This window comes from Halosaccharopolyspora lacisalsi (assembly GCF_014137975.1).
Classification (GTDB): domain Bacteria; phylum Actinomycetota; class Actinomycetes; order Mycobacteriales; family Pseudonocardiaceae; genus Halosaccharopolyspora; species Halosaccharopolyspora lacisalsi.
Genome location: NZ_JACGWZ010000001.1, coordinates 1,602,392 through 1,615,575 on the forward strand (window position 1 = coordinate 1,602,392; position 13,184 = coordinate 1,615,575).

Sequence of the window (13,184 nt, forward strand, 5' to 3'; positions counted from 1 at the left end):
ATCCCGAGGAGTGTGGTCATGCCTACTGATGTCCTGCGTGAATTGCTGGAGGGCAACGATGTCGCCGGGATGCAGCAGTGGCTGGACCAGCGCCTGCCCCACGAGATCGCCGACGAGCTGGGCCGCCAGGACGCGGTGGCGGCGGTGTTGCTGTTCCGGCTGCTGGACAAGGACCGGGCGCTGGCGGTGTTCGAGGAGCTCGATCCCGTCGACCAGCACAACGTCCTGTCCGGGCTGCGGGACAAGGCGTTTCACGACCTGGTCGAGGCGATGGACCCCGACGACCGGGCCCGGCTGCTCGGCGAGGCCCCGGCGACGTTCGCCCAACGCGTGCTGGAAGGACTCAGCCAGCGTCAGCGGGCCATGACCGCCGACCTGCTGGGCTACCCCGAGGGTGCGGTGGGCCGGTACATGACCCCCGAGGTGGTACCGCTGCGCCAGCACCTCACCGCCGGTGAGGCCCTGAACGTGGTCCGGACCAAAGGCCACGACGCCGAAACGGTCTACACCCTGCCGGTCGTCGATGACCAGCGGCGCCTGCAGGGCGTGGTCACCCTGCGGAGGCTGGTGCTCAGCCCGCCCGAGACACCCGTCCACGAGCTGGCCATCACCGACGCGCCGCGCACCCGGGCCGCCGACACCGCCGAGTCCGCCGCCCGGCTGACGCGAGATGCCAACCTGCTGGCTCTGCCCGCCGTGGACAGCGAAGACCGCGTGGTCGGGCTGCTGACCGTTGACGACGCCATCGAACTGATCGAAGCCGCCGACACCGAGGACATCGCCCGCCAGTCGGCCACCACCCCGTGGAGCGGGCACTACATGGCCGCCACCGTCGTCCAACTCGCCCGCTCGCGCGTCATCTGGCTGCTACTGCTCATCGTCGCCGCCACCCTGACCGTCAACGTCCTGCAGTTCTTCGAATCCACCCTGTCCCAGGTCACCGCGCTGGCATTGTTCATCCCGCTGCTGGTGGGCACCGGCGGCAACGCCGGGTCGCAAGCGGCCACCGCCACCGTCCGCGCGCTGGCGCTCGGCGAGCTGCGCACCAGTGACATCCTCCGCGTGGCTTGGCGCGAATGCCGCGTGGGACTCCTGCTGGGAACGATGCTGGCCGTTGTCGGCCTGGGCATCGGAACCCTGCTGGTCAGCGCCCCCGTCGCGATCACCGTGGCACTGTCCATCGTAGCCATCTGCTCCTGGGCCGCGGTCGTCGGCTCGGTCATGCCCCTGCTGGCCCGGCGAGTCGGAATCGATCCGGCCGTGGTCTCCGCACCACTGGTGACCACCCTCGTCGACGCCACCGGCCTGGTCATCTACTTCCTCGTCGCCCGCGCCGTGCTCGGCGTCTGACCCGGCTCGTTCCTCACCGCCGGGCTCCCGGCGTTGACCCCGTGCCGTCGGGTGCTCCTGGGTACGAGGTCGTCCCGACGTTCCGGTCCTCCCGCACGTCGTTCCCTTCCCGATGGTTGTTCGAATTCGAATTACATAGTACGGTAATGATGTTCAAACTCGAACGAGTTCGAGGAGGTGCGGACGTGTCCACCGACACCGCGAATCGCATGCCCGCGCTCTATCTCAGCCACGGGGCCCCACCGCTGGCCGACGATCCGGTGTGGCCCCGGGAACTCGCCGCGTGGTCTCGTGAGCTGCCCCGCCCCCGGATGATCCTGATGATCTCGGCGCACTGGGAGGAAGCGCCGCTGGCCATCGGCGCGACCACCACCGTCCCCCTGGTCCACGACTTCTGGGGCTTCCCCGAGCGGTATTACACGGTCCGCTACCCCGCACCGGGGGCCCCGGAGCTGGCCGCACGCGTGCGCGCGCTGTTGCACGACCCGGGCACACCGCTGCAGGACTTCCCCGAGCGGGGACTCGACCACGGGGCCTACGTGCCGCTGGTGGAGATGTACCCGGAGGCCGACATCCCCGTGCTGCAGATCTCCATGCCGACTCTGCAGCCCGAGCGGCTCATGCACCTCGGCCGCGCGCTCGCCCCGCTGCGCGACGAAGGGGCGCTCATCATCGGCAGCGGATTCTTCACCCACAACCTCCGGGCCCTGTCCGAGCCCACGACTCCGGCCTGGTCGCTCGAGTTCGACGACTGGGGCGAACACGCCCTGCGGGCCGGCGAGGTCGACGAGCTCCTCGACTTCCGGCACAAAGCCCCCGCCGGGAACCTCGCCCACCCGAGTACCGAACACTTCGCGCCGCTGTTCGTCACCCTCGGCGCCACGGAGGAGGAGCTGGCCAACCAGCGCACCCCCATCGACGGCTTCTGGCACGGCCTGGCCAAACGCTCCGTGCAATTCGGCTGACCGGTCCGTTCCCGATCGGCACGTCAACGAGGGGACCCCACTACCGCCAGGACACCTGAGCGGCCGCCGACCGCGGCTGCCGCGATGAGAGACCCACCGCGAGAAACCCGCACCACGAGAAACGAGGAGCAAGGACATGACCGTCGAGTACGAGGCGACCGCCGCCGCTTCGGGCAACTCCGCCACCGAGCGCTTCCTATCCAAGGAAAGCGCCGGCGCCACCAGCAGTCCGGAGCGGGTGGACATGTTGGTCGGTGAGGTGTTGGGGGCGGTGCACGAGACCATCCGCAGGCACGAGGTCTCCTACGACGAGTACGAGGCGTTGAAGGCGTGGTTGATCCAGGTCGGTGCGGACGGGGAGTGGCCGTTGTTCCTCGACGTGTGGTTGGAGCACGTCGTCGAGGAGGTCGCCACCGAGGATCGCGAGGGTAGTCAGGGTTCCATCGAGGGGCCGTACTACGTGGCCGACTCGCCGCGGTTGCCGGCGGAGGCGAGTCTGCCGATGCGTGACGACGAGCCGGGTACGCCCCTGGTGTTTCAGGGTCGGGTCACCGACGTGTCGGGGCGGTCGCTGTCCGGGGCGCACGTGGAGATGTGGCACGCCGACGACTACGGTTTCTACTCCCAGTACGCGCCGGGGTTGCCGGAGTGGAACCTGCGCGGCACCGTGGTCGCCGACGAGTGGGGGCGTTTCCGGATCCACACGGTCCAGCCGGCCCCGTACCAGATCCCGCACGACGGGGCGTGCGGCGCGTTGATCGCCGCCGCCGGGTGGCACGCCTGGCGTCCGGCCCACCTGCACCTGAAGGTCTCGGCCGCCGGGCACCGGCGGGTCACCTCGCAGCTGTACTTCCGCGGGGGCGACTACGTCGACGACGACATCGCCCAGGCGGTCAAACCGAGCCTGCTGCTGGACCCCACCCCCACGGCCGACGGCACGAGCAACGAAGTCACCTACAACTTCACCCTCGACCGGGAATGACTCGAAGGGCAATCGCCCCGACCGGTGACCACCTACCGAACCGCCGGTAGGTGGTCACCCCGAGAGCATCGCCTGATTTCCGGAACGGGCGAGGGGCCGCGGTGATACGAACGCGCGATCATGTTCGTCTCTCCCGAGGACGCTCCGGACAGTGGCTCGTCCACTGCCACGTGGCTTACCATCTCGCCACCGGCATGGCCGGATCACGTCCTGCGTGACCGGACCCTGAGCATCGAGTTCGTGGTGCCGTCCGCGCGGTGCGGACGTTTGCGTCCGAGCGCGGACCCGTCGATCGTCGTACTTGGCAGGGAGGTCGTGGAGGTGCCTCGCTGCTCCGGCTCACCACCGAGGAGGGGCATATGTCCGCAGCACGTGATCGCACCGTTCGGTGGCGGCGAGCCTGGGACAAGCAGGCCCGCACCTACGACAAGCAGATGCGGTTCATGGACCGCGTTCTGTTCGGCGACTCCCGCAGCTGGGCGTGTTCGCAAGCCACCGGCGAGGTCCTCGAAGTAGCCGTGGGCACCGGTCTCAACCTCACCGAGTACCCCGACGAGGTGGCCCTGACCGGGATCGATTTCAGCGACGAGATGCTCGGTATCGCCCGCGCACGAGCGGCCGAACTCGATCGCGGTGCGAGACTGCTGCAGGGCGACGCCCACTCCCTGCCCTTCGCCGACGCCACGTTCGACACCGTGGTGTGCACGTTCGGTCTGTGCGCGATTCCCGACATCGACGTCGCCGTCGCGGAGATGCACCGCGTGCTGCGCCCCGCGGGCCGCTTGGTGCTCGTCGATCACGTCGAAAGTTCCGCATCCTTGGCGCGTGCCGTGCAACGGCTCCTCGAGTTCGTCACGGTCCCGACGGCCGGTGAGCACTTCCTGCGCAGGCCGCTGAACGAGGTCCGCACCGCCGGGTTCTCCGTCGAACGCACCGAGCGCTTCAAACTCGGCGTCGTCGAGCGGCTCACCGCCCGCAAGCCGAGCGGTCTGTAAGGTTCTCGCCCTTCGGGGCCGTTGACTCGCCGATCCCGGCAGGTGGCGGTCAGCCGCAGAGATATCGCCGCCCGGGCTGTCGCTCCCGGCTACCGAAGCGATCATCGCTGGCTTGGCCGGTTACGTCCGGTGCGCTGTGGTCGGCACGCTCGGGTCTCTCGACTGGTCCACCACCGACGTCGGACGCTCCCATCAGGGCGGTGCGCGAAGAACCGGATCGCATGAGGACGGTGCCCGCTCGCGAAGACCGGATCGATTGTGCGTTCCTCCAAAACGGACCGTCAATGTTGGAGGAACGAATACTGCTGTACGTGACCGCCATTGCTTCACACTCGTGGAACATTCGCGGCTGGTACGGCGGTGCTCTCGGGACGACGTCCGTTCACAGGGGAGCGCGTACGGGTGGAACGAATGTGCACGCCGTGTTCGGCCCGATTGCGCCGCCCGTCGCTCCGGAGGGGTCCATGATTCTCGACTACCTGGTGATCGCGTCGTACTTCGCCGGCATGCTCGGCGTGGGCTGGTGGGGACTGCGCCGGTCGCGGAACAAGGAGGACTACCTGGTCGCCGGACGTCGACTCGGTCCGGTGTTCTACACGGGGACTCTCGCGGCGGTCGTGCTCGGCGGTGCGTCCACGATCGGTAGTGCCAGCCTCGGTTACGAGTACGGGATCTCCGGTCTGTGGCTGGCGACGATGCTGGGGCTGGGCATCCTCGTGCTGAGCGTGGCGCTGTCCCGCAGGCTTTCTCGCCTGGGCGTGTACACGGTCGCCGAGATGCTCGAACTGCGGTACGACGCGGCCGGGCGGATCATCAGCGGAATCATCATGATCGTCTACGATCTGATGGTGGCCGTCACCGCCACGCTCGCGGTGGGCACCTTGTTCGACGTTCTGCTCGGGATTCCGCGGGTGCCCGCGATCCTGGTCGGTGGCGGCATCGTCGTGGCCTACACCGTGCTCGGTGGCATGTGGTCGATCACGCTTACCGACCTTCTCCAGTTCGTGATCATGACGGTGGGGATCTTCGTGCTCCTGCTGCCGCTGTCCGTCGCCAACGCGGGGGGAGTGAGCGGGCTGCGGCAGGCGCTACCGGCGAGCTACTTCGACATCATCGCCATCGGTGGTGGAACGATCTTCACCTATTTCCTCATCTACTTCTTCGGGATGCTCATCGGTCAGGACATCTGGCAGCGCGTCTTCACCGCGCGCACTGAAGGAGTGGCCCGCAACGCGGGAGTCGCCGCGGGACTGTACGTGGCGGTGTACGGCACGGCAGCCGCCGTGATCGGCATGGCCGCCAAGGTGCTGTTTCCGGGACTCGAGAACAGTGATGACGCGTTCGCGGCCGTGGCGCAGAGCGTTCTGCCCGCGGGTCTGCGGGGCCTGGTGCTCGCGGCGGCTCTGGCCGCGCTGATGTCCACCGCGAGCGCGACGGTGCTGGCCGCCTCCACGATCGCGGCCAACGACATCTACGCCCGCTTCGTGCCGAAGCACTCGGAATCCGGGGGAGTGACGACGAACCGGGTCTTCGTGCTCGGCGGCGGTGTGGTCGTGATCGTCACTTCCCTGCTCGTCCGGGACGTGGTCGGAGCCTTGACGATCGCCTACAACCTGCTGGTGGGCGGGGTGCTCGTCCCGATCATCGGTGCGTTGTTCTGGCGGCGCGCCAACGTCGTCGGAGCGCTGGCCTCGATGACCGTCGGCAGTCTCACCGTCGTCGGACTGATGATCGTTCGAGGAATCGAGGCCAACGAACCGGTCTACATCGGACTGACCGCGAGTGTCGTCGTGTTCGTCGTCGCCGGCCTGCTCGCCCCACCCACCGAGCAGCAGCAGCTCGCGACGTGGGAGGCACGCCTGCGTGGCGAGGGCGGGACTTCCTCGAGCGCCGAGCGGTCCGAGCACGTGAGCGCCGAATAGGTCAGCCGCGAGGGCGAGCGGGAGGAGCCCGCTGCGCAGGCCGTTCCGCGAGGAGCCTCACCAGGGGTTCCCGGCCGGGTCGTCGTCGGGGCCCCGGCCGCTGTCCCAAAGGGTGAACGGACCGTTTGGGCACTCACACCGCCACAACGGTCCGTTCACCACGACGCGGGGAGGGGGCTCCAGCCGAACGACCCGACAAGAAGACATCGATCAGACCGCGATGCCGGTCAGAACCGTGACGTGCTCCTCGGTGAGGTCGTTCATGGCGGCACGGACGCCCTCCCGGCCGGATCCGGACTCCTTGACGCCGCCGTAGGGCATCTGATCGGCGCGGAAGCTGGGCACGTCGCCGATGACCACGCCGCCGACTTCGAGTTCGGCCGCCGCGCGGAACGCCAGCTGGAGGTCGCGGGTGAACACCCCGGCCTGCAGGCCGTAGCGGGACGCGTTGACCCGCGCGAACCCGTCGTCGACGGAGTCGACGGGTTCGACCACCAGCACCGGCCCGAACACCTCCTCGCAGGAGACCCTGGAGTCCTCGGGCGCCCCGGTCAGCACGGTGGGGGCGTAGGTGGATCCGTCCCGGACCCCACCGGTCAGCACCTCGGCGCCCGCGTCGACCGCTTCACCGACCCACTGCTCGACGCGCTCGGCCGCGGTCACGTCGATCAGCGGTCCGACTCGCGCCTCCTCGCTGATCGGGTTCCCGGTGCCCTGCGCTTCGACGGCCTTCACCAAGCGCTCGGCGAAGTCGTCGTGGACGTCTCGGTGCACGTACACGCGCTGGACCGAGATGCAGGACTGGCCCGCCTGGTACATGGCGAAGGTGGCGATGCGATTCGCCGCGAAGTCGAGGTCGGTCCAGTCGGAATCGACGACCACTGCGGCGTTGCCGCCGAGTTCGAGCGTGACGTGCTTGCGCGGTACCGCGTCCCGGATGCTCCAGCCGACCGGTCCGGATCCGGTGAACGACACCACGGGCAGGCGCGGGTCGGCGACCAGCTCGGGGGCCTTCTCGTCGGTCGTGGTGATCACTGACCAGGATCCGGTGGGCAGGGCTGTCTCGGCGAGGATCTCGCCGAGGACCAGCGCCGTGAGCGGCGTCTTCGGTGCCGGCTTGAGCACGATGGGCACGCCTGCGGCCAGCGCCGGCGCGACCTTGTGCACCGCCAGGTTCAGCGGGAAGTTGAACGGTGCGATCCCGAGCACGGGGCCGCGCGGCACGCGCCGGACGAGGGCCATCCGCCCGTTCGCTCCCGTGTCGGTGTCCAGCCGCTGCAGCTCGCCGCTCCAGCGTCGCGCCTCTTCCGCGCCCCAGCGGAACGTCGACACGGCGCGGTCGACCTCCGCGCGGGCCCAGAAGATCGGCTTGCCGTTCTCGGCGGTGATGAGCCGCGCGATCTCCTCGGCACGCTCGGCGAGCCGCCGGCTGACGTGGTCGAGCGCCGAGGCGCGCGCGTGGGCGGGCAGCGCGGCGAACTCGCCGCGGCAGGCGTGGGCGGCGGCGACGGCGCGTTCGACGTCGGCGTCGGTCGCGTAGCAGGCCGTGCCGACCGGCGAACCGTCGTAGGGGTGGTGCACGTCGAACGTCTCGTCGCTACGGGACGCCTCGCCTGCGATCCAGTATCCGGTGACCGGTGCCATCCGTTCCTCCTCTGTCCTGGGGTGCGTCCCGACGCTACGGCCGAGGTCGGTCGACGTGGAGTGCCGATCCGTCCATGTGCGGACGGTCCGGATGGACGGATCGGCACCACCTACCGCGCGGCTCGGTGCTCAGCCGAAGCTGTGCATCACGTGCTTGATCCGGGTGTAGTCCTCGAATCCGTACTTCGAGAGGTCCTTGCCGTAGCCGGATCGCTTGAACCCGCCGTGCGGCATCTCGGAAACCAGGACCATGTGGGCGTTGACCCACACGCACCCGAATTCGAGCCTGGCCGCCGAGCGCTGGGCCCGCCCGTGGTCCCTGGTCCAGACGCTGGAGGCCAGCGCGTAGTCGACCCCGTTGGCCATGCTCAGCGCCTCCTGCTCGTCGCGGAAGGTCTGCACGGTCAGGACCGGACCGAAGATCTCCTCCTGCACCGGTTCGTCGTCCTGACGCACTCCGCTGATCACGGTGGGCGCGAAGAAGTAGCCGTCCTCGCCGATCCGGTGGCCGCCGGTGAGCACCCGGGCGTGTTCCGGGACCCGGTCCACGACGCCCTGCACCCGCTCCAGCTGCGCGGCGTTGTTCAGCGGGCCGACCGCGGCGTCCACATCGGATGGTGGGCCGCAGCGCATCGCCGAAGCCCGCTCGACGAGCTTGGCGGTGAACCCCTCGGCCACCGACTCCTCGACGAGCACGCGGGTCGCGGCGGTGCAGTCCTGCCCGGCGTTGAAGAAGCCGGCTCCGGCGACGCCCTCGGCCGCGGCGTCGAGGTCGGCGTCGGCGAACACCACCGCCGGCGCCTTGCCACCGAGTTCGAGGTGCGCCCGCTTGACTTCCTCGGCGGCAGCGGCGGCGACCTGTTGCCCGGCCCGAGTCGAGCCGGTGATCGAGACCATCGCCGAGGTCGGGTGCGACACGACCGCACGACCGGTGTCCCGGCCACCGCAGACGACGTTGAGCACGCCGGGAGGGAAGATGTCGGCCACCAGTTCGCCGAGCATCGTGGCCGTCACGGGGGTGGTGTCGGCGGGTTTGAGCACCACGGTGTTACCCGCGGCGATCGCGGGCGCCACCTTCCACACCGCCATCATGAGCGGGTAGTTCCACGGTGCGACCTGGCCGACCACGCCGACCGGTTCGCGCCGCACGTAGGAGGTGTGGTCGGGTGCGTACTCGCCGGCCGCCGTGCCTTCGAGGAGCCGCGCCGCACCCGCGAAGAAGCGGATCTGGTCGACCGACGCGCCGACCTCCTCGGTGCGGGTGGCCTCCAGCGGTTTGCCGGTGTTCTCGGCTTCGGCCGCGACGAACTCCTCGGTTCGTCGCTCCAGCTCGTCGGCCAGCCGCAGCAGCAGCCGCTGCCGCTCGGCGGGTGTGGTCTCCCGCCACTGCTCGAACGCCCGGGCGGCCGACTCGTAGGCCGCGCCCACGTCGTCGCCCGACGACAGCGGAGCGGTGCGGAACACCTCGCCGCTGCACGGATCGACCAGGTCGGTGGTCCGCCGGTCCTCGGCGTCCACCGGCTTGCCGTCGACGATGTTGCGGATCGTGCGCATCAGTGTCCTCCCGCTGGCAGGATGCTCAGCAGCTCGTAGGTGGCGTGAGCCGCCGCGATCCCGGTGATCTCGGCGTGGTCGTAGGCGGGCGCGACCTCCACGACGTCGGCGCCCACCAGGTTGAGCCCTTCCAACCCGCGCAGGACCTCCAGCAGTTCGCGGCTGGACAGGCCGCCCGCCTCGGGCGTGCCGGTACCCGGTGCGAAACCGGGGTCGAGCACGTCGATGTCGACCGAGACGTAGACCGGGCGCGAGCCCAGCCGGGTGCGGATCCGGTCGATGATCGTGTCCAGCGGACTCCGGGCGAAGTCGCGGCAGTGCACCGCGGCGAAGCCCATCTCCTCGCTCTCGTCGAGGTCCAGCCGCGAGTACAGCGGCCCCCGGATGCCGACGTGCATCGAGTGCTCGAAGTCGATGAGCCCTTCCTCGGACGCGCGGCGGAACGGGGTTCCGTGCGTGTAGGGAGCGCCGAAGTAGGTGTCCCACGTGTCGAGGTGCGCGTCGAAGTGCAGCACCGCGATCGGCCCGTGCCGCTCGTGCTGCACGCGTAGCAGCGGCAGGGCGATCGTGTGGTCCCCGCCCACCGTGACCAGCGTGCGGCGAGTGCCCGACAGCTCCCGGGCGCTGGTCTCGATGGTGCTGATGGCCTCGCCGATGTCGAACGGGTTCACCCCCAGGTCACCGGCGTCGGAGACCTGGCGCGCCGCGAACGGCTGGGCGTCCAGCGCCGGGTTGTACGGGCGCAGCAGCCGGGAGCTCTGCCGCACGTGGTTGGGGCCGAACCGGGCGCCGGGCCGGTAGCTGACCCCCGTGTCGAACGGAACGCCCCACACCAGAGCGTCGGCGTCGGGTACCTCGCCCAGCCTCGGTAGCCGGGCGAACGTCGTGTCGCCTCCGTACCGGGGCACGTGAGTGGAGTCCACTGGACCGATCGGCTCCGTCACTCCTCGCCTCCCTCGGACCGCGCGGCCAGGATCTCGGCCGCGGCGCGCTTGCCGGATTCGATGGCGCCGTCGATGAACGCGCGCCAAAGACGCGCGGTGTGCGAACCGCCGAAGTGCACCCGTCCCTCCGGCTCGCCGACGGCGATCTCGTACTTGGCGAACTGGCCGGCCCCGAAGGTCGCCCACGTTCCCTTGTTGAACTCGTCGTTGACCCAGTCGTGCGACTCGACGCCGACCACCTCGGCCTCCGGAGCGAACTCGCGCACCGCCCGCTGCACGTCGGCCGGGTCCGTGGTGTCGACCCGGTCGTGCTCCGGGGCGAAGCAGACCAGCACCACGCCCTCGTCGGTGGTGGCCATCGCACCGACGTAGTCGAAACCGGTTCCCCAGCCGAAGCCGCTGATGTCCTCGTCGACGTTGCGCGCCAACGCCCACACCTTCTGCCCCTGCCCGGCGTGGTTCTCCTGCGACATCATCTGCTTGGCCGTCGAGAGCCGGGGGCTGAACTCGATGTCCCGCCAGACGCCGACGGGGGTGGTCATCAGAACCCGGTCGGCCCGCACGGCGCCACCGTCGTAGCCGACCGTCACGCCCCCGTCGGTGGCGGTGACCTCGCGGACCGGGCTGGACAGCCGCAGTTCAGTCCCGCCGTCCGCGCGGATCGCCTCGGCCAGCGACACGGTGCCGTCGACGAACGTGTAGCCGAGCACGCTGGCCTGCACCATGCCCCACAGCGAGTTGTCCATCGCCGACAGCCAGCGGATGACGTCCAACGCCGACCCCGTTTCCTCGCCGGCGTTGGCGCAACCGCAGAACCACGAGACGATCAGTTCCTTGGCGTTGCCGGTCAGGCCCGCGTCCTCGGCCCACTGCCGGATCGGCACGTCGAGGTCGGCCAAGCCCTGTTCGGACAGCGGGCGCGTCGGGTCGATCCGCTCACCCGCCTCGACCAGTGCGCGCACCGCGTGTTCCAGCGCGCCGTACTGCTCCGGCGGCACCGGCAGCAGGGTGTCGAGCACCGTGCCGTGGTCGGACCAGGTCATCCGCCCGGGCAGCTCGCTGTCGGCGACCGGGACGCCGTAGCGCTGCACCTCGGCCCAGACGTGGGTCTGCTGCGGGACGATCCAGGTACCGCCCATCTCCAGGCCGAAGCCGCCGAGCGCTTCCGGCCTGTACCAGGTGGATCCGCCGATGCGGTCCCTGGCCTCCAGGACCAGCACGTTCTTACCGGCTTCCCGCAGTTCGCGGGCCGCGGTCAGCCCGGAGAACCCCGCGCCGATCACGACGACGTCGTAGTAGTCCATTCCTTGTGCTTTCTCGTTTCGCGGTGGGTGCCGGCTCAGGCGGATACGGCCCGGGCCGGGACTTCGTCGTCAGCTGCTTCCGGTACCGGCTGCGGGGAACCGATGGTCAGCAGCAGGTAGGCCACAGCGGTGGTGGCCGCGGCGAGCACGAAGCTCAGATCGATGCCGCGGGTCCACTCGATCAGCGGACCCCGGAACAGGGCGGTGTCGACCGACAGCAGGCCGACGGTCGAGCCGATCGCCCAGGCGGCCACGGCGCGGAGGTTCCAACCGGCCGTGAACCAGTAGAGGCCGCCGCGGGAGCGGCGGTTGTAGACCTGCAGGGAGTCCGGGTCGTAGACGCCGCGGCAGCGGCGGAAACCGATCAGCGTGATCACCGCCCACGGGGTGCCGATGGCGGTCAGCAGCAGGACGAACGCGGTGACCGCGTCCTGGGCGTCCCAGACGAAGTAGCCGAGGAACACCAGGGTCGTCGACACCGCCGAGGTCAGGAGCGTGGCCTCGACCCTGGACAGCGGCGGGATGATCGCGTCGAGGTCCAAGCCCATGCTGTAGATGAGCACGCCCGCGTTGCCGATCGTGCCGAACACGCCGCTGAGCAGCAGCGGGATCAGGAACCACAGCGGCGCCGCCGCCACCAGCGGCCCGACGTAGTCGTCGGCGGCGCGGGAGGCGAACGCGGTGAAGGTGCCGAACAGCTGCGGCACGAGCAGGCCGAGCACCATGCCCACGGCGGAGGCGGCGAAAACCTTGGCACCCGAGTAGCGCCGTGGTGAGACGTAGCGGCTGTAGTCGCCCAGCAGCGTGATGAACGCCATCGGACCGCTGAGCCCGGCGGCGACCGTCGACAGCGCCCAGGTCGTCCAGAAGTCCCCCATCAGGTAACCGCCGTCGACCACCGGGACCGTGCTGAACCGTCCCGCGTAGCCGAACAACCCCAGCACCATGAGCACCAGGGTGCCGAGCGCGACCCACTTGCTCATGCGCGTCAGCAATCGGTACCCGAAGATCGCGATCAGCACCGACAGCGCGGCCAGCACCGCGTAGGTCGCGGAATAGCTGGCACTGCCGTCGGGCAGGCCGAACAGCCGGTGCAGCGGACCGACGATCGCCGCACCGCCGGTCCACACCGTCAGCGCCGCGTAACCGAGCGAGAGCAGCAGTCCGATCATCGATCCGATGAGCCTGCCCCGCACCCCGAACGTGCCACCACTGCTGGTCGACAGGTTGGTGCCGGTCCGGAAGGACACCAGCGCGAGCGGGGCGACCAGCAGCGTGCCCAGCAGGGTACCGGCGACCATCGAGCTGACCGCGGGCCAGAACTCCAGTCCGAACGAGGCCGGCAGCCAGCCGAAGATGACCACGCCCAGGCACATGTTGGAACCCAGCAGGATGCCCACGACATCGCGTGGACGACCCGTTCGTTCCGTGTCCGGGAGCGTGCCGACCCCGTGTTTTTCGATCCCGGCGCCGCGCGGCGCGGAACCGGCATCCGGCAACGACGTTGTTTCCGGTGGCATCTGC

11 protein-coding genes are annotated in these 13,184 nt (G+C 69.6%); 6 read left to right on the forward strand and 5 right to left on the reverse strand.

Annotation, left to right across the window (positions count from 1 at the left end):
- The first annotated feature begins 18 nt into the window (after positions 1 to 18).
- From mgtE to FHX42_RS07765, 6 genes are all read left to right on the forward strand, one after another.
- Positions 19 to 1,350, forward strand: a complete 1,332-nt coding sequence (mgtE, locus tag FHX42_RS07740) for a magnesium transporter (RefSeq protein WP_182543389.1) — start codon at positions 19 to 21, stop codon at positions 1,348 to 1,350.
- Between the two features lie 209 nt (positions 1,351 to 1,559).
- Positions 1,560 to 2,315: a dioxygenase family protein gene (locus tag FHX42_RS07745; protein WP_235987129.1), complete on the forward strand. Its 756-nt coding sequence runs from the start codon at positions 1,560 to 1,562 to the stop codon at positions 2,313 to 2,315.
- Positions 2,316 to 2,451: 136 nt separating this feature from the next.
- On the forward strand, positions 2,452 to 3,297 hold the full coding sequence (gene catA, locus FHX42_RS07750; RefSeq protein ID WP_182543390.1) for a catechol 1,2-dioxygenase: 846 nt from the start codon (positions 2,452 to 2,454) through the stop codon (positions 3,295 to 3,297).
- A 101-nt stretch (positions 3,298 to 3,398) separates the two neighbouring features.
- Positions 3,399 to 3,515, forward strand: a complete 117-nt coding sequence (locus tag FHX42_RS27715; protein WP_182543391.1) for a multicopper oxidase domain-containing protein — start codon at positions 3,399 to 3,401, stop codon at positions 3,513 to 3,515.
- Between the two features lie 141 nt (positions 3,516 to 3,656).
- The gene (locus tag FHX42_RS07760; protein WP_182543392.1) at positions 3,657 to 4,292 is read left to right on the forward strand and encodes a class I SAM-dependent methyltransferase; all 636 of its coding nucleotides are present in this window, start codon (positions 3,657 to 3,659) and stop codon (positions 4,290 to 4,292) included.
- A 464-nt stretch (positions 4,293 to 4,756) separates the two neighbouring features.
- Positions 4,757 to 6,214 carry a sodium:solute symporter gene (locus tag FHX42_RS07765; RefSeq protein WP_182543393.1) on the forward strand — a complete coding sequence of 486 codons (1,458 nt, stop codon included), beginning with the start codon at positions 4,757 to 4,759 and terminating at the stop codon, positions 6,212 to 6,214.
- A 210-nt stretch (positions 6,215 to 6,424) separates the two neighbouring features.
- Here the strand turns inward: FHX42_RS07765 and FHX42_RS07770 are convergent, their stop codons facing one another.
- The 5 genes from FHX42_RS07770 to FHX42_RS07790 form a co-directional block, all read right to left on the reverse strand.
- Entirely contained in the window at positions 6,425 to 7,858 is a 1,434-nt protein-coding gene (locus FHX42_RS07770) for an aldehyde dehydrogenase family protein (RefSeq protein WP_182543394.1), read from the reverse strand.
- 129 nt (positions 7,859 to 7,987) lie between these two features.
- The gene (locus FHX42_RS07775; RefSeq protein WP_182543395.1) at positions 7,988 to 9,412 is read right to left on the reverse strand and encodes an aminobutyraldehyde dehydrogenase; all 1,425 of its coding nucleotides are present in this window, start codon (positions 9,410 to 9,412) and stop codon (positions 7,988 to 7,990) included.
- Positions 9,412 to 10,356, reverse strand: coding sequence for an agmatinase (gene speB / locus FHX42_RS07780; protein WP_182543396.1), 945 nt, complete (start codon positions 10,354 to 10,356; stop codon positions 9,412 to 9,414). Before speB ends, FHX42_RS07775 begins: the two co-directional genes overlap by 1 nt.
- Positions 10,353 to 11,660, reverse strand: coding sequence for a flavin monoamine oxidase family protein (locus FHX42_RS07785; protein WP_182543397.1), 1,308 nt, complete (start codon positions 11,658 to 11,660; stop codon positions 10,353 to 10,355). Before FHX42_RS07785 ends, speB begins: the two co-directional genes overlap by 4 nt.
- A 35-nt stretch (positions 11,661 to 11,695) precedes the next feature.
- Entirely contained in the window at positions 11,696 to 13,180 is a 1,485-nt protein-coding gene (locus tag FHX42_RS07790) for a purine-cytosine permease family protein (protein WP_182543583.1), read from the reverse strand.
- Positions 13,181 to 13,184: the final 4 nt, after the last annotated feature.